The sequence below is a fragment of the Agarivorans sp. Z349TD_8 genome, from assembly GCF_050870825.2.
Taxonomy (GTDB): domain Bacteria; phylum Pseudomonadota; class Gammaproteobacteria; order Enterobacterales; family Celerinatantimonadaceae; genus Agarivorans.
Map to the genome: position 1 here is coordinate 2,696,459 of NZ_CP194037.2, position 24,585 is coordinate 2,721,043.

Sequence of the window (24,585 nt, forward strand, 5' to 3'; positions counted from 1 at the left end):
GCCACGGTATTACTCAATGTATCGGTTGATGATCCGCTGATAGGTTCCGTCACGCTTTAACGCCTTTAAAGTATCACTAAACGCAGCGACCAGTTCAGGCGCAACCGTATTTTTAGAAAAAGCGATATAAGTAGGAACAACCTCAATATGTGGCGACAGTTGTTTTAAGCGTCCCTCTTGTCCCAGCTCCTTGATAATATAAGCCATGGTATAATCCGGGCCAATAATGACATCGAGCCGCTGGTTAACCAACTTCATAACGTTCTGACGATAATCGGCAACTCTTTCTATTTTAGAAATGCCACCACTATCGATAACCTGCTCCCACATCAGTCCATAAGTCGCACCGCGTAGTACCCCAAAGCGATAGGCTCCCAGATCGCCTAATTGTCCATTAAAGGTAATTTCAGATTGTGCTTGCACATATAATACTGCGGCTTGCTCAATCAACACTTCATCACTGTAGTTAAGATAAAGTTGTCGCTCTGATTTTTTTACAATGGCAAAAATTCCATCCGCTTTGCTTTCTTCAAGCATGCGCAGCGCTCGAGCAAAAGGATAAACTTCGATGGTGACCGGTCGATGCAAACGGGCAAATACTTCTTTTACAATATCGACCGCAATTCCCTTATTATAACCATTTTGTTGATACTCAATTGGCGGTTGTTCCAGAATTAACAGCTTCAAATGATTGGCATAGCAATAAGGGCTCAACAAGAGCCAAAGGCCTAGGCTTAATCGCCATAAAAACTTCATAAAACTCCAAAAGTGAATGGGCTTAAAGCGAGCGTTCAAATGAATAAGAATACAGTTAAGTATAGAAAAGCGCACTGGGGTCAGCACTTAAATTAGAACTTACAACAACAGTCCATCAAGTTAGCTCGCTGTAATCTTGAGCCAACACCACCAGTTATGTTCAAGCCTATCGGTTAATGAGGACGAAGCGTTCGCGGTGGTTCCGTGTTTATTGATGATTTAGACAAACCTAGATAAGTCGTGCATGAAAGCGGCTTCAAGTAACAATAAGCGCAAGCTGGTGCTTATAACCAAGGCAATAGCTATCGCCGTTAACCAAAGGCTAACGGCGATATAATCGGTCAATCTTAGTCATCAAAGCTGGCTTGGATCGTCTGCCAATCAACTAATTTAAAGTTTTGGTTCAACTGTTGGTAGTTGGCATCGATATTATACCAATCCTGCGCAATAAATAATCCCTTAGGGTAAGCACTTCCCAAATTCGCCGATACCGCGTGAATTCCATCTGTATCACTGGCACCATCGACCCCCAGATTATCATCACCGATAATCGCAAAATGCCCCACCAAACGATTATTCTGAGCCAGATCGTAGGCCACATAAGTATTATTACCTTGGCTCGAAGCCAGTAGATATTTATGAATGCCATCATCATATAGGGTTAAGCCTTCAATATCGGCAACCAAGTTCTCTCCATCAACTTTGGCAAATAAGCTCGCTTGAGTATCGGCTCCTTCTTCGGCGCTAAATTGCCAGATTGCCTGGTCCTCTTCGCCTAGATATAAGGTAGCGCTACTGTCATCCACTACACAACCTTCCGGCTGACTGGCAACACTCAGCGTTCGAACCACCTCACCACTAAAGCCCCCCTCAACTGGTGTTAAGCGCCATTGCTCAACTTGACCGTTTTTACCATTCACAAACACATAGGCGGTATTGTCTGCCGATTGGTACATACACAGACCGTAAACTTCATCGAGTGAAGATTGAAGTTCCGCCGCATCTGGATGCACGGCATTACCCAAAGCAGCAAGCGGCACGATTGGATCTTGGCCATCAGCAGAGCGTATTTGATAAAGAGCGATGGTATTCAGTTCACGATTGCTGGCTGCCGCTATGCTAATGTCTTGCCCGGCGAAATTTTGCACCTTGGAACGGATATCTACGTTATTGGGTTTACCTTGAGCCAAGTACTGTACTTGCTGACCTTGCAAGTTATAAGCAAGCAAGCCGCCTTGTTTATTGGTCGCAATAATCAAGCTTTGTTCGGCATCATCGGGATTTAACCAAAACGCTGGATCATCGGCTGCATCACCATCGTCGTCAACCGCTGCGGTTTCTCCTGTCGCCGCGACTAAAGCCACCCCGGAGAGAGAAAGTTCTCGATGCGCTAATACATCGCTGATTGGCCGAGCACTTAAGCCATTTTGCTGATTAAGCGCCGTAAAGCTCAATTTCTCATAAATTGGTTGTTCTAATTCGGAGTTAGCCAACCATAAGCCATCTTCAGCCACGGCTAACGCTTTGGTTTCATCGATACCAGCAACCCGCTGCTGCGAATTAAAAACCCAGTTATCACGCTGATAAAACAGTAGGCCTGCACCTTCATCAGCAGCAACTAAGTAACCTTTCCCCTGTGCTTGATAGATAAGCTCTAAACCTTCAATTTCTTGTAAGTGACCAAGTGGTGCCACCCCATCCACCAGCTGACGCTCTTTCACATTCTCGGGATTTGCACCATAAGCCCAAATCCCTATATTTTGCTCGGCGATATACAAGTTTGCCAATTCGTCATCGGCAATACATGCACTTAACTTCCCCCCCACTGAAAATTCTCGAACTGGCAGTGCCACTCCGTTCACATCTTGCAATCGACTGCTCACTTGGCTGCCATCAAAACTCAATTTAAATTGTTTCGCCATCCCGTCATCGGCTACACCAGTGACCATCAGCTCACCCGTGGTGATATTTTTATATAAACATAAACCTTCGGCATTGAAGCCAACATCAAAGCTGCCTAAATCAGTCAACGGCCCACTTGGATCATCGCTAATCGCATAAAATCCGAAAGACTGCTGCTCGGGTAAAGCCACTGCTAAAATATCGGCACTGCCGGCATGTTGATCGCTAATGTCATAACGAATATCAGCGCTGGTCGGTGCAATACCCTGCAACTGTTGTAGCTGTTCTCCATGGCTTGAAAACACCGCTAAACCGTCGTCTTCAAGCGTCGCAATTAATAGGCTCTTGCTCGAGTCACTGTGATTAAACCAATAAGCTGCATCGCCGAAGTCATCATAAGTGAGCGTTGTTTTAAGTTCGGTGCTCAAGGGCGTTGTGACTGCAGCAGTTGTATCGCTGTTGCCACATGCGCTTAAACCACCAATGCTCAAGATAATGGTTAAACTACTTAATCCTAAATGACGCATTCGATATTCCTTTGTAATGAAGATTGCCAGCGACCTTAAGCAGCCCAAATGGCACTTTTATGACAGTAAGTTGGCGTACTCCCTGTACAGAGCGTTGAAGTGCACATACTCAACGAGAAGTGAGCTATTGAGACTAATTGAATCAAATTAAAACCGTCATAAAAGCGGTTTAAACTATGCCTAAACTATGGATCCGCCACGAATAACGGGGTTCAATGAAAAACAATATGAGCTAATCGGACTATTTTTCATTTTTCCCCGCGAGAGGCGAAGGTTAAGCAAGGTTAAACAAGATTGAATCATCGAAAAAATTTAGGCTACGTGTGTGCCGAACTTTATTATGCTTTAAAGCCACATCGCTGGTGGTTGTTGTTACAAGTGGTGAGCTTAGTGGGATTAATTGGCTTAAATGCTCACCATGGCGAAATAAAATCATGGGCTCAATTAGACTGGGTCGACATTGTTGGAGAAGGCGCGACGGCGCTGCTGATTGTATGTTGGCTGATAATTATTCTTTCAGTACGTGCTAAGGGTTGGCTTACCGATCTATTTGCTTGCGGATTAATCGCCATGGTATTAGCACTTAGCCAAGATCTATTAGATGAGTTTTTTCAACTTGAATCTGGGATCCGCTGGGACAGTTGGCTAGAGTCGATGCCTGTTGGATTTTTATTGCTCACCGCCGCGCTATGGTTTTGGCGGGCCGAACAGCAACAAATTAGCCGTTACTTGAGCCGTCGTAAATTGTTAAGCCCTGCTCCGACAGCAATCGATGGTGGATTGAACATTCCTGGCTTTGAATATTTACAGCAACAGTTATCGCAACGCGCCAAACAGCCGAAAACTTGGCTAAATAACCAACTGTTGTTGCTAGAAGTTGCCGATTTTAATGCGCTCAGTCGACGCTATGGCGGCAGCGCGGCCGATAAGCTATTAATGACCATCACCGAATTATTACTGTTGGCTTTGCCACAGGATGCACTGTTGTGCCGTTACGCTGGACAACGATTTGCGATTTTGCTCAATCACTCGCCGCCACAAGCCGCGATACTCAGTCAGCAACTATCCACGCTACTGCAACATTTTTGCTTTCGTAATCAGCAAAACCAAGCAATTCACCCCAGTTTTCACTGGGTAAAAGTGTCAGCAGAACTTGCCGATTCGCCGCAACAGGCGGTTCAACAACTCCTAGAACAAGCGAATCAACAGCTAACGATTCTCAAACAAGCAAGTCATGGTGAAGTCCTTGCCAATTAATCTCAGCATTCAGGTCTTGGAAAACCAGCAACGTTTCATCCCCGCCGAACACCAGTTAGCCCTATTACTCGATCTGCTGCTTGAGCGCGGGGCTGAGCCGCACTTTTTACTCCGTAAAACGGGAATTTTTTATCAAGATATTTTAGGCGGCGAGCTAAAGATCAGCCCTAAACAACTGGCCCGACTATGTTTAAATATTAGTCTTCAGTCGAACGATCGAGACATTAGCTTTGTATTTGGTCAACGTTTGTTTCCCGGCGTATTTGAACAGTACTCCCACTTATTAACACACGCTCCCAACCTTAGAAGCTTACTCGGCGTTCTTTGTCGGCATTTTACTGACTATTTTCCACTGCTAAAACCACGCCTCGTTGACTGCCGCGAGCAGACTCACTTATTGTTTGAAGATCCCTTTGGCGAAAGCCTTCGACCCAACCAACAACCAGAACAACTCGCCTATCGGCGCTGGATACAAGAAGCGCTGGTGAGCGCAATTGTCTCCTTATGTGAATGGCGAGCCGCTGCGCCCCTGCCTTGGCAGATCCAATTTGATTACCCCGCCCCCAGCTGGCGGGCAGAATATCAAGTTCACCTTGGAGACCAAGTAAAATTTAACCAAACTTATAGTGCCTTGAGCATCACTCAACAATATTTGGATAAACCTTGGCAACAACACTCAGCCATCATTTATCAACTGGCCCACAGCAAAGTAAACCTTAGCCAGCACGACAGTCTACTGAGTATCATTCGTGAGCTGCTACGACAAAACATCAGCCAATTACCCAGTCTAGAACAAATCGCCCAACAACTCGCGTTGAGTCCAGCGACCTTAAAGCGCAGATTAAAAAGTCACCACAGCAGTTACCGCTTACTGTGTGATGAAGTTCGCCAGCAACATGCATTTTTTCTACAAGCGCAATATAACTACAGCGATAATGAGCTAAGCACCGCGATGAACTTTTTTGATGTCAGTAATTTTCGTCGCGCCTTTCGGCGTTGGTTAAGCCAATAATTGACTGAACATTCACTAATCAAGACTTTTCTTGAAGCGGAATGAGGCCACCACTAAACCAATGATCGTGAAGGCCACCATCCATAGGCTATCTCGCCATAAATCGCTCAAATCAGCACCTCGTAACACAATCCCGCGGATCATCCGCATGAAGTGAGTCGCGGGCAAAATTTCAGAAATCCATTGAGCGGCAACGGGCATCGCTTCATAGGGAAACATAAATCCTGACAATAAAATTGAAGGCAGTAAAATAAACACCGTCATTTGCATGGACTGTAACTGAGTTTGAGCAATGGTGGATATCACCAAACCCAAGGTAAGGCTGGCCGCTATAAAGAGCAGCGTCCCGAATAAAACTTGGCTGAGCGCACCGTTAATTGGCACCGAAAAAATGAAATGCCCTAAACCCAAGATAATGGTCACTTGAATCAATCCCACAAACACATAGGGCACAATTTTAGCGATCATTAGCTCAATAGAGTGGATTGGGGTCGCAATCAACAACTCCAAATTGCCCCGTTCTCGCTCGCGAACAATCGCGGCACTGGTAAATAGAATCATCGTCATAGTAAGAATAACACCGAGCAAACCCGGTACAATATTCACCGCCGAACGGCGGCTTGGATTGTACAACAGGGTCACATCAAAAGTATTAGGCTGAGTATTGATTCGCCATTGTAAATCATTTAAAGGCATCATCCGCAACTGCATAATAGCGGAGCTGACCATGGTATCTGAACCATCTACCAACCACTGCCCCAAGGCTCTGTTTTGCGCTAAGCGTTGCTCTAAATCCTTCGGTAAAATGAGTACCGCGCGCACCCTACCTTGTTCAATCGCTTGCTCTGCTTCGGCAATGCTTGCATAGAACTGGTTCACCTGGACCACCTGAGCCACCTTGAGCGACTCGACAATGAGGCGACCACTGCTGCTGCCACTTTGATCCACCACCGCCACTGGGATGTTGCGCACATCGGTATTAATTGCAAAGCCAAACAGCAACAACTGGATCAAAGGGATCATCACCACCATACCAAAGGTAATTCTATCTCTGGCCAGTTGACGAAACTCTTTAAGCATCACCGCCTTAATTCGAAATACAGATTTCATTGGCGCCCCTTACCGGTCACGCTTACAAATACATCTTCTAAACTCGCCCGAGCAAGGCTTAGCTCAGCCCCTTGCAGCTGTGGATAATGCTTCACTAGCCAGCCAATAGGATCAGCAACTTGCTGATCGACCAAGACCCGCAAGCGGATCCCTAATTGTGCTGCAGAACGAATTTCTGGATGCCGAATTAACTGTTGTTTTAACTCCCGCAAGTTGGCGGCTTTTAATTCCACCACGTTCACCCCCATATTGTTCATCAGCGTTTCTGGATCGCCGTCGGCGCGCATCTCTCCTGATTCCAAAATCGCCAATCGATGACAACGTTCGGCCTCATCCATATAGTGGGTGGCCACCAAAATAGTGGTGCCTTGATCACTTAAATCAAACAATTGCTCCCAAAACTCGCGACGATTTTCCGGATCCACCGCCGAGGTAGGTTCATCCAAAAATAACAGTTCTGGCTGATGCATGGTGGCTGCGGCTAACGATAAGCGTTGCTTTTGTCCGCCACTCATTCCGCCCACTCGCTGCTTACGCCGCTGAGTCAAACCATAGGTACTCAACTGTTGCTCTAAACGATGGTTTAAGGACTTATTGGGCATACCAAAAATTTGTCCCATAAATTGTAAATTTTCTTGCACCGTTAAATCATCATATAAAGAGAACTTCTGCGTCATATAACCTATTTTTAAACGCAAGGCCTCGGCCTGTTTAGGAATATCCAATCCTAAGACTTTCACTTCACCACTACTCGGGCTTAACAGACCAGTTAACATTCGAATGGTGGTGGATTTTCCGCAACCGTTCGGTCCCAAGAAACCGTAAATATGACCCTTGGTAACATTCAAATTCACCTGGTTTACGGCGGTAAAATCGCCAAATTTGCGACTGATATTATTAGCAACAATCGCGTACTCACTCATATTGGCTGGCCTCAGGCAAATCTACTTGTGCCGGTAAACCCGAGGGTAATGCGCCAGCGGCGGCGTCTAGATCGACTTCGGCTAAATACATAAGGCGCGAGCGTTCATTCTCGGTGAGTGCATAATAGGGAGTAAACGCGGGTTCTGTCGCTAACCAACGCACCACCCCACTAAAACTGCGATCGACGCCATCCACATGTACCGTTAAGGCCTGACCAAGCTGTAGCTTAGCCCGGTATGACTGGGGCACATACACGCGTGCATAGGGCAAACGATCGGCGAGCAACACCGCCACCACCGCATTGTTAGTCACTCGCTCCCCCAAGTTGAAGGGGAGACTGTCTAAGATCCCATCTCGGGTAGCCACAATGCTCAGCTCATCCAATTTATGTTGTTGTAAGGCAACTTCGGCGCGAGCGGCATCTAAAGCGGCCTTGGCTTGTTCTACATCTTCAAATCGAGACCCTGCAGTCAGCTTAGCAAAGCCTTCCTGCGCAGCGGCTAAACTAGCCTGAGCACTATCTCGCTCGGCTAAAGCGCTATCTAAACTCGATTGACTCGCTAATTGTTGCTTCACCAATTGTTGGGCTCGCAAATAACTTTTTTGCATTTCTACAACCCGAGCCTGAGCCCGATTAACCTCTGCTTGAGCACTCGCAATATCTTCGCTCCGCTCACCATTACTTAAGCGTAATAGGTAAGCTTGGGCTTTTGCCTGTTCAGCCTTCGCTCGAGCGACAATTGCCGTTTGGCTAAGGTTATCTAGCTGCACCAACAGCTGCCCCTGCTTTACCGCTGAACCTTCGGTCATTGGCAAACTGCGAATAATTTCATTGCTGGTGGCACTAAGCGTGATGCGATCACGCTCTATGGTCCCTAGGGCCTGAGATGGTGTTGAAGAGTCGCAAGCACTCAGGCCCCCCAACATCAACAAAGACCAAAAAATACGTCTCATGATTCATTCCTTTAAAACTCTATGTAAACAGTATAGAGACAAGCAGAAGTGATTGTTTAGTAAAATAATTCTTCAATATTCATAACTTGATGAATTTTTTATAAGAGCGACTGAAATACCTAATAATACAGCTCAACTACCGTGCTAAAGCCTCCGCGTCGACACCCTCGGTTTAGCCAGTAACGACCAGACTTGAAAAACTTTAGAGTAAATGAGAAATTAATTGTATGACTAAAGACAATAAATGATTCAAGCCTTGAGTAAAAAACCCGACCGAGTGACCGCCATGCTACAAATCATTCACGCAGTTAAACAAGAATTCCCGCTTTATCAAGAAGATACCTTTGTATGCGGACCAGATAACAGCTGTATTGGCTGCCCTAAGAAATTAATGGAACTGGTAGACGATCAGCTCACTTACTGGGAACATGCGATTCGGCGAGGGGTGATCCCCAGCTTTGATGATCTCTCTCGTTTTGGCAAACTGTGTAGAAATGTTAAACGGGGTCTGGTCCGCAACAACCGCGTTTCTAGTGAATAGTAAACCTGAGTTGGGCTTGGGGCTAAGCGCTAATTCAAACTAAAAACATGTGGCTAAACCAAGGGCTATATGCTTGTTATTCATTAGCCAGACCTTGTCGGTAGACAATTTAGTTTGATCGCATTCCAATAAATTTCGTCACGGATTACCTCCGTTACCCATTCGTGAAGAACCGTGAAGCTAGACCGCTATCAAGTCTTCTTCTTGATCTTGTATTCCATGGGGCTGCGTTTGAGTAGTTGGGGTGGGTGTCTTGTTTGACTGTTGCCAAACTCGCCTTGTAAAAAGTAACAAGGCCTTGGCCCCGCCAACATCAATACCGTTATTTACTATAGAAGGGAGCATCGGGCTTGTTCAACACCCGAATAAGGTGGCGGCTACGCGACACCTATTCTTATTGTATGGCATTTTTACAACTAAACCATATTTTAAAATATAGTAAAGCAAGAAAAGTTTCTGTCATAACGGCTAAAGAAATACCGAAACCAGCAAACCCACGAAGGTATTCTATAGTCCCAAGTACAGCCAACGAAAACATAGAAATGGCAAGGCCCAGGCATACTGCTTGCCTAGAGTCTGAATGGGAGGCATTTCGACCGACCCAAGTTATTAATGAAATCCCCAAAAATAACATTGCAGCTCTTCTACCAATAAAGAAAGCCGAGCTATTCTCATCGATATTAAACAACATAAATATAACTTCAGGCGTGATCAGAAAAACCAGACACAATGTAAGTGCTATAACTGCGGTAATTACACTTACCATTTTAAATTTAATCATACTCATCCTTGAATGCCGTCGTGGTAGAACGACCGCATCCGGCTCCTCAGTTATATTCGCTCGTGTAAAACACGACCCTAGTACCAGTCAACAACAATAGCTCGTTTGCTAACGCGTAACTTCTCAATATGAAAACACTGTAACATTTGCTTAAGCCCCAGCCAATTGTAACTTCGCCGTCCACTTCTGCGATTTAACCACTTAAATAGACTATGCAATACATCGCCATACAGTCGACTCAGGCTTCGGCTATAAACGTCAAACATCCGAATTCAAGATCTAAGTGCACCACCCCAGGACAACGTCAAACGAGACACCCACTCCTAGACAACGTCAAACGAGACACCCACTCCAACTAACGAAACGCTTTTAATAGTCTAAACTATCAATAGTGATTTATTTGGGGAGTTATCATTATGCCTCGGCCAAGACGCTCGCAAGTGAGCTTATCGGATACCCCCTACTATCATTGTGTTTCCCGTTGTGTTCGACGGGCGTTTCTGTGTGGCGAAGACCAACAAACCGGCAAAAGCTATGAGCACCGCCGCCAGTGGGTCGAGGATTATCTACTCAAATTAGCGTCAGTGTTCGCCATTGATGTTTGTGCTTATGCCGTCATGAGTAATCATACCCACCTCGTGCTACATGTTAATCCGCAACAAGCAGAAGCCTGGTCAATGGATGAAGTGTTAGAACGCTGGCATAGCTTGCATCAGGGCACCTTACTGACTCAGATGTATCTCAACCTTGAATTACGTCCGCAGTTGAGTGAGGTGCAACTACAAGCCATTCGCGCCACCGCCGAAGTGTATCGGACTCGCCTGTATGACTTAAGCTGGTTTATGCGCCATTTAAACGAACACATTGCGCGAGCCGCCAATCAAGAAGACCAATGTACCGGTCGATTTTGGGAAGGACGCTTTAAATCCCAAGCGCTTTTGGATGAAGCCGCACTCATGGCGTGTATGGCTTACGTAGACTTAAACCCCATCAGAGCCAAGATGGCGAGCACTCCGGAGGACTCGGCCCATACCAGCGTACAGCGACGAGCAAAAGCAGCTCAGCTAAAACAAGCCCAGGCAACAAACCTGTTTCCCTTTGTGGGTAACCCAAGAGAGCCGATGCCCCAAGGCTTACCCTTTGAGCTGAAAGACTACCTTGAGTTAGTCGATATGACCGGACGCATGGTAAGAGAAGATAAACGGGGTTACATCGACAGTGGAGAAAGTTCCATCATCCAACGCTTAGGGATAAATGAAGCGCAGTGGCTGACTTTAAGCGGTGAGTTTGAACGGCACTTTTCTGGGGCTGTTGGTCAAGAGCGCTTGCTCAGGGAATACCATCAGCATATGGGGCATCAACGAACGGCCGGTTTAAGTTGCAGCAAACGTTTGCTAAACCGCGCTTAAGCGCGAGCTTACTTTCGAACCACCCTCAATCATCAGCTTTGTATGGGGGGATACCTTGCCTTGCTGAGACGCACATTGGCCCAGAAATCACCAAACTGAGCCACCTAGTGTGAATTTAGCCGTTAATCGGCATGACAATCGCCTCAGAACTAAATGATTGTAGTGGTGTTCACTTCACCAACGCTGTTACTGTATTTATGGTTTTTAATATGGATGTCCACTTTAACACAGCAAACGTTTGCTAAATCGCGCTTAAGCGCGAGTTTACTTTCGAACAATATCTTAATCATCAGCCTTGCTGAGGCGTGCATTGCCTCAGAAATCATCAAGATGAGTCACTTACTGTGAATTCAGCCACCAATCAGCATGACAACAGCCTCAGAACTAAATAATTACAGTCGAATTACTTTCACAAACGGTGTTGCTGTCTCCATGGTTCTTATGATGGATGTCCATGCTCTTCCTTTCGAACCACCCTCAATCATCAGCCTTGTATGGGGGGATACCTTGCCTTGCTGAGACGCACATTGGCCCAGAAATTATCAAACCGAGTCACCTACGGTGAATTTAGCCGTTAATCGGCATGACAATCGCCTCAGAACTAAATGATTGTAGTGGTGTTCACTTCACCAACGCTGTTACTGTATTTATGGTTTTTAATATGGATGTCCACTTTAACACACTAAATCGCACTTAAGTGCGAGTTTACTTTCGAACCTCCCTCAATCATCAGTCTTGCTGAGGCCCTCATTGCGTCAAAAATCATCAAGATGAGTCATAAATGATGAATTAAGCCGTTAATCGGCATGACAACAGCCTGAGGACTAAATGGTTGCAGTGGTGTTCAGCTCACTAACGTCGTAACTGTTTCCATGATTATTATCATGGATGTCCATAGTCTTTTCATAGTCTTTTCATAGTCTTTTCATAGTCTTTTCATAGTCTTTTCATAGTCTTTTTTTCATGGATGTCCATAGTCTTTGTTCTTTCACAAACGGTGTTGCTGTCTCTATGGTTATTATCATGGATGTCCATAGTCTTTTACGGGGCAACGCCAAACACATATTGCGGCGCATTCAGTTACTCCTGCGAGTGCCACAACGCGTGAACCTCGCCGCGCTCCAAACCGACAAGCACAGCGCGACCCGGCCATGCCCTTGCTGCCAGCACCCCATGCACTGCACAGGCGTGAGTCGAACGAGCTAGCCGAAAGGCGAACAGGATAAGGAGAATGGCAGGGCTTAACATGAGGATGAATACATACAAAAAAAAACAGCTTAGCACCATGTATGACAGGTAAAGGCTTAACGCCATTCACCCAGTCTTAGCCAAACTCGCCTTGTAAAAAGTAACAAGGCCTTGGCCCCGCCAACATCAATACCGTTATTTACTATAGAAGGGAGCATCGGGCTTGTTCAACACCCGAATAAGGTGGCGGCTACGCGACACCTATTCTTATTTGTTATGCGTAATTTTTGACGCACTTTGTCATTGCTGTTTCCGAGACTGACAAACCGTCGATTCTATATTGATCTTTGAACTCTCCAACAACATTGAACCCTGCTTTTAGGTAGAGATTCTTTGCTGGCAAATTCTCTGATAATACACAAAGATCCAGCCAGTCAATTTCAGCTTTTCCTTGGCAAAAATTTATAACAGCATCAATGAGTCTTTGACCAATACCTTGCTTCCTACAAGAAACATCTACACCCATACCGAGTAGAACTCGATGAGAACGGCTTTCATCACTGTGGTGGCGAAGATCAATATGACCTTTGATACTTCCATAGGTGTCTTTTACAACCCAGAGCTTTCTCCAACCTACATCGCCAAATTGATGGGAAAAACCTTGGATAAACTTATCTTTTGTTGCTTCTGGAATTTCACTTTGCTCTCTGGACATTGGCTGAAAAAGGGGAACTTCGCCATTACCATTTTCAGACAGCTGATTTTCAAGATACTTAAAGAATGAAACTAAATCCGATTTTTCCGCTTCTACAACTTCCATCTAATATTCCGTATTCCATCGATTACGCATAACGCCGCGCTCACGTGCACAGCAAGTTGGACTGATTTTTGCGCCTTTGCTCCTTGAGCAAATCACTTGCAGCGCTTTGTTAACCCTCGACTACGAGCAATCCCATCCTAATAGCACTAAACCACAATGACGGCATTTAAACTTATAGAACGCAGTATCACCTTTTGGATAGTAGCCATCTGTTACCGTATTCCAAAATTTTTCATCAGCTTCATTTTCGAGCATCCATTGCTTTTTTGTTGCATCAGATGCGTTATTTACATCTTGTTCAGATGCGTCGCCATGAAACTCGCATGCATCGTTACAATGAGATAGCCAGCATTCTTGCTGCCATGAAACGTAGCCTGGATTTCTTTGCGTTACTTCCTCAGTTATTTCTTTAGATATTTTGCTACTCAATAAAGGATGTGAATCAGAAAATTCAGCATCGTATTTTTTAGCTGCCTTTCCATTTGCAATACACCATGGGCAAATGGAATCATCTAAATCTTCAATCGCATAGACTGGGCCAGTGTAAATGTAGCCGCGCTTCTCACCACAACATACACAGGTAATATCACTTTCCTCTATTACATCATTACCTTCTGGGTCTATGTGATATTTAAACTTTGGTAAGTCCATAATTATCCTTGTGAGGGTTAACGCCCAACATAAAGGGCAGCAAAATAGTGCGGCGGTTTTCGTTAAAATTAGACCTCAAAACAAAACCGCCGCGCTGTTTTGACTGTCCCAGCCCAAACTTGCTTGGGCGATTTTGATGTACTTGTTAGAAGGCCGTACGAGTTACCTTAGTTGGGCGGCCATTTACAAAGAAGATATCGGTATAGATGTACCACTCTGACCAATCATTAGGTTGCCAAAACCCATCAAAATGAAAGTAATCTTCTTTGTGGGTACCGTGCATTACTTCGTTAACGGGAGCTTCTGTGTTTGGGTGCTCAATAGGCGATTTATCGTCATACCAAATTAATGCGCGCTCTGACTTAACATGGGAGAAAGTTACCGTTGCATTTCTTAATTCGATAACTTCCCCACCTGCGTCTGGGTGCTCGGGAGCCACAATAACGAAATCAAATAATACTTCGATATGGTCTTTACCTCGTTTAACCGACTCAATAGATGCATCGTGAAAACTGAGCTGGTTAAAATTACGCGAAATTTCCATGAGGCCTTCTAACGCTTTGCTAAGGGGCAATTAATGGTTGGCCATACTGACGCGAAGCGGCCGGCCGCCTATTAATTGTCCCAGTGAGTTTACGAACGACTTGAGCAACTTGTGTACGCCCAGCATGGGCATGAACTAATGAGGTGAAAGTCCTCTGTAGGAAGGTCACCGTTTAATAACACTTTGATTATTAAACGCTAACTACTAGCGAATGGCAAGGGCATTGCCGCGAGGGAATGTCTGAAGGAAGCCGGACGCAAATCTGCGAGCTGATGAACAAGAACATCATATGAGGCGTAGGCTGGAGGCGAGTTGGCACAAGACAACGAAGCCATGTGATCTAACGGCCACCGTAAATGATGCAGCAGTGCAGAGACAGTACATGTTCTTATCTGGGGAGATCTGCTTAACAGGCGATCGTTAAACTCACTAGCTTGGCCGCTAGCTCAAACAGGCCAGGCACTTAAGTCTCATCAACTTAAGTGAGCAAATACGATGAACAACGATAGCGCTATTTGGGGTAACTCAAACGGTGATTAAGCAGAAGTCAGCAGACGGCATAGTAGCCCAACGCCCATCGTAATGGTTGGGACATGGTGAAGGCCTGAACCTGAAAATCAATGAGGAGCCTGTGCAGCTCATTGTCTCCGTATCCGACCGGACTGAGGAGTCATGGCGCAAAAAACAGAAGCCATCATTGGAATGCAAAGGAGCTAATCGGCCGTTGTATTTTAACCGTTTTCAGGAAACGCCCTGTGCGGAGCCGCATGCAGGGTGTTGTGGGGGCTGGAGGTTAGATACCTCCGGCTACCCGATTAGCTTACTTTCCGACGCCACTTTGAAGTGCTTGATTAAGCCTTAAGAACACATTTTCTGACTCTGTATTGGGGTTGTATATTGGTATACTAAAACACCTATCATATATCCCATACATTTCATTTTTTATGTCAATAAATGGTATACATGAGTATGTGATAATTGAAATGCAGTCATCTCCATAACTATCGAAAATTGATTTAACATGTGGTGCAGTCTTTTGATCAGCAAGCATAGCCAAACGAGAATGTTCTCTTATATCTTCCGTGATCAATATTTCATTGTTAGGAAAAAGTAAGCTTGTAATATCAATCGCAGCTAAGCCTTTTTGATGCTTAGTACAATTGTCTTTAAAACGTTTCTTCGATTGTTTCAGTGCCTTTTCTATATTCTTGCCAATAGCATCTTCTGTTCTCGGTCTCTTACATTCAATAAATATAGAGTCAATTTGGTTAAATGCGTTAAAATCAGCAATTGTATCAAAGCTTAACTCATAACCACTTCTCTGAAAGTAACGAGCCATATACAATTCGAAGGCATAGTCTCTTGGAGAACTAGCATTCTTTTTTTCATCGCTATAGTGCACTTGACCTTTGAGTGTCTTCTGAATAGTTTCCATAAAACCATCACAATTTATTGAATCAAGTTTTTCTTTAATTTCAATAAGATGCTGTGTCTCTATTAAGGCACTTGAGCACTGTTTGTCTTCAGCTATCTCCCTAAAAGTTCGCTCACCCCAGCTTTCAATCATTACCACCAACTGCTTTCTATACGCTTTGTATCTGGTAGGGTTTACATTAAAGCCATTGCTATTCAACCACTCCAATGCGCTGTCATATTTATCCAAAGTTTCTGTCATTGGTGTCAATATTTGCTTATTTTTTATATGTACAGGCATACTTCCTCTTCTGCTTGTAAGCTAACAGTATATTAATATGCAAATTCCCATCTTTCACGCATGCGAAGTTACCACCTATCACGCATCACAGAAATTCACATACCCTTTAATGTTCAATTCTATCAACAGCATATCAGTGAATCACCATTTTGACCATGCGTGAAAGATGGTAATGCATTTGCAGAAAGATGGGAACCCATTTGACTGTATATAATCACAGTGTAAAGGTCGACATATGAGCCCACCATATCTCGCGTTTATCGAGGAACAAATGCGCTTAAAGCGCTTTAGAGAAACAACAATTCGAAGGGACTTAGCATGGATAAAGCGCTTTATTTTGTTCAACCCAAAACGCCATCCCAAAGACATGCACAACCGAGAAGTTGAGCGCTTTTTAAGTGAGCTAAACAAAGGGATCTCGCACCATTCAAACGCAACTGGGGCGTAGCGATATCCAAACCACCCAAATCTATACTCATGTATTGAATATGGGGGCCGATGGCGTCGCCAGCCCCTTAGAACTGTCGTGGTGCAAAAATTATATCTAAGTTAGATAGACCTATTTACAAATGATATTGCGCCCCTCACCTGCTAATTCAACTGTCCGCCCTGACAAAGCCGAGTTAACCACTGCCGCTGGCGCAACTTATGCGCCTGATTGAGCAAACCATCTTGGATTTTTTGCTTGGCTTGTGCAAAAGGCACCTGATGCTCGGCAACATGCTGCTTACACCAAACTAGGTGATAACCCATGTCCGACAAAATAGCAGGACTGAAGCTTTCTGCTGCCATATTAAACAGCACCATGTCTAACTCAGGTAGCAGCTGCCCCTGCTCGACCAAGCCTAAATAGCCACCGTTTACCGCTGTTGGGCATTCTGAATGTCGCTCTGCCAGCTGCTCAAAGTTGTCCGCATTGACTTGCTTAGTCAGTTGAGAAATCCGCGCCTTCGCCTGAGCCGGAGTATTTTCTTTAAATTGGGGATTAATGGTGATCAGTAGATGATGAGCTTCTCGCCGCTGCACCTGAGTAAACTTGGCGATGTTGTGTTGGTAATAGTCTAAGGCTTGCTGCTCACTCACCGGTAAAATATCACGGCACACATAGGCTAATACCGCATCACTGGTCAGCTCCTGAGCCACCGCACTGCGTAAGCTTTGCTCACTGAGCTGATTGGCACTCAGGGCTTTGGCAAATTCAGCTGGCGAATCAAAGCTGTGTTCAACCAGCTCAATCGCCTTGTCCAATTGCTCTGGAGTGATATATACCTGGCTGGCCTCGGCAGAACCAAGCACCTTTTGCTGAATGGTTTGGGTTTTGCTCACCACTCTGGCTAATTCTTTAGTTTGCGCAGCATCCAATTGATCCGGATTTAACTCAAACAGCGCTAAGCTAGTTTTCATCACGAGGTAAGCCTGAGTTTCTTCCGAGGCTGGCGCTAATAAACCTAATTCATCCAACATAGGCCAATTCCTCTAAAGGCATTAAGGCTCGCTCCGGTACTTCCACATCAATTTCGCCATACTGAATTCGGTAATGTGGCTGCATCTGCGGTTTTCGCCTTACCGCCAGTACATCAACAATACTACCTTTACTCGCAACCACTTCCCCCTGCTGCGACAAGGATAGTGTTAAAGCGGCCTTGTCCCCATATTCAAATTGATTAGGCTGCCATACCAGTTCAGCATCCATCAACTCAACTTCTTTACAGCCAATGGTTAAACCGCGGCTAAGAAATTGAACTTGATAAACAATTTGATTCTGTAAATGATATCCCGATTGACGAACGTAGCCAGTGGCACCACGTCGAACCAGCAGCGCACCTTTCTTACACCCTGGAAAACTACCGTCATTACGGATGTTCTCAATCACCCTAACCTTACATCCATAACCAAATTTTGCTGTATACATCGGCTTTACCTCTATAACTTCAACATCCTTTACAGGTACTACATGCTGGGGCGGCATGCGCCACCACCACACCTTTTTCCAACAAACAGTAGGCCTTGGCGACCGCTGCTTGATACTCTTGATAAGTCGTGGCTGGTTTTTTTTCCAACAACTGCCCTAATAAACGTAAATACACCACCCGCTTGGCTTGCAATAAAGCGGGTTGATAGCTCACCTCAAAACACTGTAAAAACGCTTCGGCGCCGTCTAAGGAGGCCACCAATTGTTCAATATCTTGCGTCTGGGCCGCTTGCTGCTTTGCTAATGCCACACTGTAACTCCACTCTGTTAGGCGCTAAGTTCCAAACTTAAGGGACTGAAGCTTTTAAGACTGTATTGATAAAAATCGACTAATTCTTGATTAGAAGGACTCCGCTTGTAGGTTTCCGCCCAATCACTCAAGATGGCTTTGAGCAAACCACACTGCTTCAAATCTACAGCGATCCCCAGCTCACGGTACACTGAGCGGATCGCCTTTGTGCCAGAGTGCTTACCCAATACCAAGTGATGTTTGCGCCCCAATAATTCGGGTGCAAAACCCTGATAGTTGTTCGGGTCTTTGAGTAGACCATCAACGTGGATCCCCGATTCATGGGTAAACACCTGTTGGCCAATAATGCTTTTATTCACTCCAATTGCGCGACCCGATGCCCGCTCCACCATGGCGCAAATCGCGGGCAAACTTGCTAATTGAATATCTGGAAGCTGGCACTTATCCACCAATTGAGTCACATTTAATGCCATAACCACTTCTTCTAAGGCCGCATTACCGGCACGTTCGCCTAAGCCAATCACTGTTGTATTAACCGAGTCAGCGCCCGCCCGAATTGCTGCCAAGCTATTGGCCGTGGCCATGCCCAAGTCATCATGGGCGTGCATTTCGATCTGCAAATCACAATGGCTTTTCAGCCCAGCGATCAAGATTTCGGTGGTAAATGGATCTAACACTCCCAAAGTGTCGGCAAAACGTAAACGCAGAGCTCCGGCCCGTTGCGCGGCATCAGCAATTCTATAGAGTTCATCGAGCGGCGTACGCGAAGCATCTTCCATCCCAACACAAACCTGCAAACCCAGATCCTGTGCTTGCGCGATATGCCATTGCAAACGGTGTAGTAAGCTTGCCTGACTTATCGCCATTTTAGATTGGCGTTGCTGGGTCGACGCTGGCACCGAGATATCCAAATAATCCAGACCTAAATTAGCGGCGGCGGCAATATCATCGCGATGTAAACGGCTCCAGCCCATCGTTTTAGTCTGCCTTAATTGGCCGCTAATGGTTTGAATCACTTCACGCTCGGCAGCGCCCATTGCGGGCACCCCCACTTCTAACTCGCTCACCCCCGCTGCCTGTAACGCTTGCGCAATTTGTAGCTTCTCACTGGCACTAAAGGCGACGCCTGCCGTTTGTTCACCATCACGTAGCGTTGTATCGTTAATGATCAGCATGCTTACCTCCGTTATTCCACAATAAGCCTAAGTTAGCCATAAACTGGACTAAAACTTTCCTGCGCAGGTTGATCCGCTGCGGCATCCCAATAAGGAGAAAGCATCCGCAACTTGGCAATAATTCCCGGCAATACCGCTAATACCTGATCAATCATGGTATCGGTGGTAAAGCGCGATAATGAGAAGCGGATAGCCCCGTGCGCTGCCGTATAAGGAATGTCCATCGCTCGCATCACATGCGAAGGCTCTAGCGACCCCGAGGTACAGGCTGAACCTGAAGAAGCAGCGATACCATGTTGATCTAACATCAACAAAATCGACTCCCCCTCCACAAACTCAAAGGCGATATTGCTGGTATTGGGGACACGATGACGGGGATCTCCGGTCACAAAGCAATTTGGCACTTTCGCCAACAAACCTTGCTCGAGTCGGTCTCGTAACATACTAATTCGAGGTGAATCTTGTTCAATCGAGAACTGCGCTAACTCGCAAGCCTTACCCAGAGCAACAATACCACTGCTATTTTCGGTGCCAGCACGACGACCACGTTCTTGATGGCCTCCTCGCAACAAGGGTCTAAATTTTGCGCCGCGACGTAAATACAAAGCACCAACACCTTTAGGTGCATGAAACTTATGACCCGATAAAGACAACAAATCAATACCGCTATCGGCAACTTGGATCGGAAGTTTTCCGGCAACTTGAACCGCATCCGTATGAAACAATACATCGTGCTGCTTGGCTAATTCGGCCATCCCGCGGATTGGAAATAAACTACCCGTTTCATTGTTTGCCCACATAAAGCTCGCGATCGCGACATTGGGGCTTAGCGCCTTTTTATAGGCCTCCATATCTAAACGTCCCCGGGAATCAACTTCGATCCAATGAATTTTATAACCCTTACGTGCTAGGGTTTGGCACAGATCTAAAGTGGCGGGATGCTCGATCACCGAGGTGATAACTTCTTTACGCTGAGGAAAGGCTTCCAGTGCCGACATGATGGCGGTGGTGGTCGCCTCCGTGGCACAGGAAGTAAAAATAATTTCGCTGCTGTGACTGGCACCGATCATTGTCTGAACCTGAGTACGCGCCAATTCCAAGGCTTTGCCTACTTGCTCACCAAACTGATGGATCGACGATGGGTTCCCATAGTGTTCACTTAAGTAAGGTAGCATGGTTTCCAATACTTTAGGGTCAACTTGGGTGGTCGCATTATTATCTAGATAAGCCAATGGCTTTAATTCGCTCATATCTGTTCTCCCTTACACTAAGCTAGGCGCACCAGTTGGGTACACAGTAATGGTTTCACCTAGGGCTTCACTGATTTTTTGCTCAATCATGGCCAAGGTTGCCGCCGACAATCCACAGCCAGAACAAGCACCGCTGAGTGACAAAAACACCATATCGTCTTCCACATCCGAAAGCTGCACATTGCCACCATCGGCTTGCAACTGTGGACGAATGTCATCTAGAGTCTGCTCAATGATGCGGATCCTTGCCACAATGGTACTGGCGGCAACAACTGGCTTCACCACCTTGCTAGTTTCTTGCAAAGGCTCACCCAAACATTCTTCCAGTACCCATTCAATTTTTTCATGACAAGCAGCACAAGCCCCACCCGCCTTGGTGTAATTGATCACCTCTTCCAAGCTTGATAATTGGTTTTGTGCAACAACTCGCTTAATCATTGCGTCGTCAATGGCGAAACACTTACAAATCAGCTCACCTTCTTCATGTTCTTCGGCGATCTCTTCACCACGATACTGCGCTACTGCAGCATGTAGGGCTTCCATGCCCATCACCGAACAATGCATCTTTTCTGGCGGTAAACCATCTAAGTAATCGGCAATATCTTTATTAGAAATCTGCAGCGCTTGGTCGATGGTGCGACCAATGATCATTTCAGTTAATGCCGAAGATGATGCGATAGCACTGCCGCAGCCAAAGGTTTGAAAGCCCGCATCTTCGATCACGTCAGTATCTGGATCCACTTTCAAACTCAGGCGTAAAGCATCACCGCAAGAGATTGAGCCGACATCACCAATCGCATTGGCTTGTTCTACGGCTTTGGCGTTTTTAGGTGTAAAGAAGTGTTCCTTTACCTTTTCTGAATAGTTCCACATACGCTACCCCACGATGATTATTGTTAAATAAAGGCAATGACCAAACGGTAAAACAATCATGACGCCTTCGCTCAGTGTCGATAAGCCATTGGGAACCTAAAACACAGCATTTCTTGCTGAAAGGGTCAAGGTCTTACACGAGTTGGTCATTGCCTACAGAGGTTGTTGCAAGCAAGATACCCAAACGAACATAATTACTAACATATTGTTTTTAATGGATTTAGTATTGGGTGAGCAACTTCGCATCCTGTGAGCTACATCACATTAAGTCACTAATGTTAGTTTTGCGACATCGAATTGTCGGCTTTAACTGAGGTGCTATGGGTAGGATAAATGGATAAGCGTTGACGTAATTGTGAAACCACATTGTGTGCTAAGAAACGACTAATCAACAGGCCCAGGCCAAACCCCAATAGGCTGGCGAGCCCTGAGCCAATGTTTTGCAGATCGCTGGTAGCATCACTTAAGTACAGTTGCACAGTAATGGCTAACAATAACATCCCGATTAAAGGGGGGATGAACAGCACGATAATCGCCTTCAATAAAAAACCATCGTCACAATTCACCGCCACTTGTTGGCCAACTTCTAAAGGTTCGGTCAGCTTAAATTCTGCACGATGCATCACGCCTGAATCAGATTCGAAGCTAACACAAGTTTGTTGCTTGGCGCAGGCGCTGCAGGCACTTTGGCGTTGCCCCTGCAACTGTACAGAATTCTGATGAATACTCACCACTTGCATCTTCAACTGCGCCATTGCTCGCTCCTATTACTTAAGCCAAACTACTCGCCGAGGTATGCGTATGACAATTTTTGGGACAAACCTTGGCACAGGATCCACAGCCAATGCAGTCACCTTGATTATCCAATGCCATCACCATCACCACATCATCGTCATAATCATCGTAGGCGTCATCGTCTTCATCGATTTCCCGCTCCACTAAGTCAAACACATCCCGAGGACATACTTTGTAACAACGACCACAACCAATACAGACGGCTTGATCAAGGTCGGTCACAAACTGTGGCTCCCAAGGCGTTCCCTCGCGGGTGAGTCCCATATGTTTACTTTCACTCATTGCTATTTCCTTTGTTAACTTAAAACACAAATGTTGGCTTACCAGGGTTCATCGAGTAGCTCGTTGAGACGTTGCTGCTGTTGCTCTGCGCAGTCATCCGTGGCACGCATCCACGGTAGTGGATGCTCAACAAACTGTTGATGCATTTCTTCCAGCAGAGCACTCAGGGGCTCGCCAGCATCCGCCATAATCCCCAAGATCCCGGCCTGCTTCAGTTGCTGCATCGCCCCTCTCCCACAGGCAGTACTAAACACTGCAGCACAGCCCTTTAAGGCGTTGACTCGTTGTTGCAGCCGTTTACTGTCGTGCCCCGGCAGGCTTGGTTCAAACTGCAAAGCCTCGATCAGTTGAATATGTTGTTCACCAAAGCCATACACCAAGAAGGTATGAGCGCTGCCAAAATGCTGGTCTAAATGCTGTTTACTGTCGCTGGCGAAGGCGACCTTAAAGCAGTGTTCACGCTGCTGAGCATCTTCGATCACCCGCAGTTTGCGTTGTATTTGTGGCATATCGGCCTCACTGTGATTTGGTCTGTGTTTGCTCTGGGCCAAAACGGTAAGCACTCACATGGACCGGTACTTCATCTTGGTGGTGACTTTTGAATAAGTTCGCCATCGCAAACAACCTTGCTCTTGCCCCTTCGTAACCCAGCTGCAATACATCACTATTGCCAAATTGATCATGACAGGGATAGCCAGCGCGCAATACCGGCACCTGAGGCTCACATAAATTGGCACAATGGGTATTGCCCACCACCATCTCAAGCACGGCTAAATCGGGTTCAAGATCAGATAAGTCGCCAACCACAATACGCTCAGCCTTGAGTCGTTTCAGAGCCGGGCTATTCATCGTGGTAACCACCAGTTTTAGTTCCGCGCCCACTTCAGACAGTAAATTGGCGTAACCCTCGGCCGCATCTGGCTCCAGCGCCAACGCCATCGGGCTGGCCGATAACAAGAAGTGAGTATCGAGCATTGCATCTTGCAGTCGTTGACGCTGGCGAACGATCCAGCCGGGAACGGCTTGCTTAGAAAGCTGTGATAAAATCAGCACCAGTTGGTCGGTCGCCGCCAAACCCATCGCCATGCCTAAAGGGTAACTGGGGATCTGACATTGCTTCTCTAATAAGCCTGCGGCAGCGTTCATCGATGTGCCAAACACAAGGCTGGCAACACTGGACTGCATCCGAGTTAGTTGCTCAATAGTGGTGCCGCCGGTGGAGGTCACCGAAAAATCGTCCGCTGCTAAATGACCATCGAGGGAATGCGCGATATTGGGTAAAATGATCGGCTCAAAACCAAAGGCATGGCAATAACGCTCTAGCAGTTCCAGATCGGCGCTAGTTAGTGCCACCGAACAAAATACATTCAATTGCTTACTTTGCGTTACTGGTAACTCGGACTTGTTGCTCGCCGCAGCCAGTACCTGCTCGACGCAGGACTCAAGCGCTGCGGCAAAACCGCTCTGCATCGAACCGACAAAGTCGGGGGTACTCACGGGCACAATGTAAATATGCTGATATTGAGGATATGTGGCTCGAAATTCCCGGATCACCCGTGTCACATCGCAGCCCTGCATCTCGGTTAGCCCAGTGGTCATAATCATCAGCAAGCGTGGTTGATGTTGTTCGCATAACAACAACAGTGCTTGTGCCAGGTTATCATCCCCACCCATCACCGCTGCGATATGGTCAATGGCGGTATTTTGTAGCGGAATAGGCTCTCTAAAATGTTGAATTAAATATACTTTGGCAAAGGCACCGCAGCCCTGCGAACCATGCATCAACGGAATACTGTCGGCCAGCCCCATACAGGCCAAAGTCGCCCCCGTTGCAGCACTGGTTTTCAATGGCTGCTCCACTAAAGGACTTCGATTTTGTTCGATCACTCTGCTCATAT

25 protein-coding genes are annotated in these 24,585 nt (G+C 46.1%); 5 read left to right on the forward strand and 20 right to left on the reverse strand.

Annotation, left to right across the window (positions count from 1 at the left end; all coding sequences use genetic code 11):
* Positions 1–9: 9 nt before the first annotated feature.
* Entirely contained in the window at positions 10–756 is a 747-nt protein-coding gene (locus ACRRS1_RS12140; protein WP_432467726.1) for a substrate-binding periplasmic protein, read from the reverse strand.
* A gap of 347 nt (positions 757–1,103) precedes the next feature.
* The gene (locus tag ACRRS1_RS12145; protein ID WP_432467725.1) at positions 1,104–3,185 is read right to left on the reverse strand and encodes a phytase; all 2,082 of its coding nucleotides are present in this window, start codon (positions 3,183–3,185) and stop codon (positions 1,104–1,106) included.
* 294 nt (positions 3,186–3,479) lie between these two features.
* On the opposite strand from ACRRS1_RS12145, the gene ACRRS1_RS12150 reads away from it, so the two are divergent.
* A complete protein-coding gene (locus ACRRS1_RS12150) occupies positions 3,480–4,442 on the forward strand; it encodes a diguanylate cyclase domain-containing protein (protein WP_432467724.1) in 963 nt (320 codons plus the stop codon).
* Positions 4,432–5,454, forward strand: coding sequence for an AraC family transcriptional regulator ligand-binding domain-containing protein (locus tag ACRRS1_RS12155; RefSeq protein ID WP_432467723.1), 1,023 nt, complete (start codon positions 4,432–4,434; stop codon positions 5,452–5,454). The genes ACRRS1_RS12150 and ACRRS1_RS12155 overlap by 11 nt, the downstream gene beginning before the upstream one ends.
* Positions 5,455–5,469: 15 nt before the next feature.
* On the opposite strand, the gene ACRRS1_RS12160 is transcribed toward ACRRS1_RS12155, so the two are convergent.
* Genes ACRRS1_RS12160 through ACRRS1_RS12170 form a run of 3 tightly spaced genes read right to left on the reverse strand, consistent with a single transcriptional unit; the run spans position 5,470 to position 8,442 of the window.
* Positions 5,470–6,564 (reverse strand): ABC transporter permease, encoded by a 1,095-nt coding sequence (locus ACRRS1_RS12160; RefSeq protein ID WP_432452915.1) that lies wholly within the window; start codon positions 6,562–6,564, stop codon positions 5,470–5,472.
* Positions 6,561–7,487 (reverse strand): ABC transporter ATP-binding protein, encoded by a 927-nt coding sequence (locus ACRRS1_RS12165; protein WP_432467722.1) that lies wholly within the window; start codon positions 7,485–7,487, stop codon positions 6,561–6,563. The genes ACRRS1_RS12160 and ACRRS1_RS12165 overlap by 4 nt, the downstream gene beginning before the upstream one ends.
* Positions 7,480–8,442: an HlyD family secretion protein gene (locus ACRRS1_RS12170; RefSeq protein ID WP_432467721.1), complete on the reverse strand. Its 963-nt coding sequence runs from the start codon at positions 8,440–8,442 to the stop codon at positions 7,480–7,482. Before ACRRS1_RS12170 ends, ACRRS1_RS12165 begins: the two co-directional genes overlap by 8 nt.
* Positions 8,443–8,686: 244 nt before the next feature.
* Between ACRRS1_RS12170 and ACRRS1_RS12175 the strand changes: the two genes are divergently transcribed.
* Positions 8,687–8,983: a hypothetical protein gene (locus ACRRS1_RS12175; RefSeq protein WP_432452912.1), complete on the forward strand. Its 297-nt coding sequence runs from the start codon at positions 8,687–8,689 to the stop codon at positions 8,981–8,983.
* A 394-nt stretch (positions 8,984–9,377) separates the two neighbouring features.
* On the opposite strand, the gene ACRRS1_RS12180 is transcribed toward ACRRS1_RS12175, so the two are convergent.
* The gene (locus ACRRS1_RS12180) at positions 9,378–9,764 is read right to left on the reverse strand and encodes a hypothetical protein (RefSeq protein WP_432452911.1); all 387 of its coding nucleotides are present in this window, start codon (positions 9,762–9,764) and stop codon (positions 9,378–9,380) included.
* Between the two features lie 416 nt (positions 9,765–10,180).
* Between ACRRS1_RS12180 and ACRRS1_RS12185 the strand changes: the two genes are divergently transcribed.
* On the forward strand, positions 10,181–11,173 hold the full coding sequence (locus tag ACRRS1_RS12185) for a transposase (RefSeq protein ID WP_432467720.1): 993 nt from the start codon (positions 10,181–10,183) through the stop codon (positions 11,171–11,173).
* A 1,462-nt stretch (positions 11,174–12,635) separates the two neighbouring features.
* Here ACRRS1_RS12185 and ACRRS1_RS12190 read toward each other — a convergent pair.
* The 4 genes from ACRRS1_RS12190 to ACRRS1_RS12205 all read right to left on the reverse strand — a co-directional run bounded on the left by ACRRS1_RS12190 (position 12,636) and on the right by ACRRS1_RS12205 (position 16,090).
* A complete protein-coding gene (locus ACRRS1_RS12190; RefSeq protein ID WP_432467719.1) occupies positions 12,636–13,181 on the reverse strand; it encodes a GNAT family N-acetyltransferase in 546 nt (181 codons plus the stop codon).
* Between the two features lie 120 nt (positions 13,182–13,301).
* Positions 13,302–13,832, reverse strand: a complete 531-nt coding sequence (locus ACRRS1_RS12195; protein WP_432467718.1) for a CbrC family protein — start codon at positions 13,830–13,832, stop codon at positions 13,302–13,304.
* A 145-nt stretch (positions 13,833–13,977) separates the two neighbouring features.
* Positions 13,978–14,376, reverse strand: a complete 399-nt coding sequence (locus ACRRS1_RS12200; RefSeq protein WP_432467717.1) for a hypothetical protein — start codon at positions 14,374–14,376, stop codon at positions 13,978–13,980.
* 820 nt (positions 14,377–15,196) lie between these two features.
* Positions 15,197–16,090 carry a hypothetical protein gene (locus ACRRS1_RS12205; RefSeq protein ID WP_432467716.1) on the reverse strand — a complete coding sequence of 298 codons (894 nt, stop codon included), beginning with the start codon at positions 16,088–16,090 and terminating at the stop codon, positions 15,197–15,199.
* 271 nt (positions 16,091–16,361) lie between these two features.
* Between ACRRS1_RS12205 and ACRRS1_RS12210 the strand changes: the two genes are divergently transcribed.
* Positions 16,362–16,538 carry a phage integrase N-terminal SAM-like domain-containing protein gene (locus ACRRS1_RS12210; protein ID WP_432461117.1) on the forward strand — a complete coding sequence of 59 codons (177 nt, stop codon included), beginning with the start codon at positions 16,362–16,364 and terminating at the stop codon, positions 16,536–16,538.
* Between the two features lie 143 nt (positions 16,539–16,681).
* On the opposite strand, the gene ACRRS1_RS12215 is transcribed toward ACRRS1_RS12210, so the two are convergent.
* The 10 genes from ACRRS1_RS12215 to nifN form a co-directional block, all read right to left on the reverse strand.
* Positions 16,682–17,554: a peptidylprolyl isomerase gene (locus ACRRS1_RS12215; protein WP_432467715.1), complete on the reverse strand. Its 873-nt coding sequence runs from the start codon at positions 17,552–17,554 to the stop codon at positions 16,682–16,684.
* The gene (locus tag ACRRS1_RS12220) at positions 17,544–18,002 is read right to left on the reverse strand and encodes a nitrogen fixation protein NifZ (protein WP_432452905.1); all 459 of its coding nucleotides are present in this window, start codon (positions 18,000–18,002) and stop codon (positions 17,544–17,546) included. Before ACRRS1_RS12220 ends, ACRRS1_RS12215 begins: the two co-directional genes overlap by 11 nt.
* A 19-nt stretch (positions 18,003–18,021) precedes the next feature.
* Positions 18,022–18,312, reverse strand: coding sequence for a nitrogenase-stabilizing/protective protein NifW (locus tag ACRRS1_RS12225; RefSeq protein ID WP_432452904.1), 291 nt, complete (start codon positions 18,310–18,312; stop codon positions 18,022–18,024).
* A gap of 17 nt (positions 18,313–18,329) precedes the next feature.
* Positions 18,330–19,487 carry a homocitrate synthase gene (gene nifV / locus ACRRS1_RS12230; protein WP_432467714.1) on the reverse strand — a complete coding sequence of 386 codons (1,158 nt, stop codon included), beginning with the start codon at positions 19,485–19,487 and terminating at the stop codon, positions 18,330–18,332.
* A gap of 32 nt (positions 19,488–19,519) precedes the next feature.
* Positions 19,520–20,737, reverse strand: coding sequence for a cysteine desulfurase NifS (nifS, locus tag ACRRS1_RS12235; RefSeq protein WP_432467713.1), 1,218 nt, complete (start codon positions 20,735–20,737; stop codon positions 19,520–19,522).
* A gap of 12 nt (positions 20,738–20,749) precedes the next feature.
* Complete coding sequence (nifU, locus tag ACRRS1_RS12240; RefSeq protein ID WP_432452901.1) at positions 20,750–21,610, reverse strand: Fe-S cluster assembly protein NifU; 861 nt, start codon at positions 21,608–21,610, stop codon at positions 20,750–20,752.
* 278 nt (positions 21,611–21,888) lie between these two features.
* A complete protein-coding gene (locus tag ACRRS1_RS12245; protein ID WP_432467712.1) occupies positions 21,889–22,365 on the reverse strand; it encodes a SoxR reducing system RseC family protein in 477 nt (158 codons plus the stop codon).
* A gap of 16 nt (positions 22,366–22,381) precedes the next feature.
* Positions 22,382–22,687 (reverse strand): ferredoxin III, nif-specific, encoded by a 306-nt coding sequence (gene fdxB, locus ACRRS1_RS12250; protein ID WP_432452899.1) that lies wholly within the window; start codon positions 22,685–22,687, stop codon positions 22,382–22,384.
* Between the two features lie 38 nt (positions 22,688–22,725).
* Complete coding sequence (locus ACRRS1_RS12255) at positions 22,726–23,196, reverse strand: NifB/NifX family molybdenum-iron cluster-binding protein (protein ID WP_432452898.1); 471 nt, start codon at positions 23,194–23,196, stop codon at positions 22,726–22,728.
* A 7-nt stretch (positions 23,197–23,203) separates the two neighbouring features.
* Entirely contained in the window at positions 23,204–24,583 is a 1,380-nt protein-coding gene (nifN, locus tag ACRRS1_RS12260) for a nitrogenase iron-molybdenum cofactor biosynthesis protein NifN (protein ID WP_432467711.1), read from the reverse strand.
* Positions 24,584–24,585 lie beyond the last annotated feature (2 nt).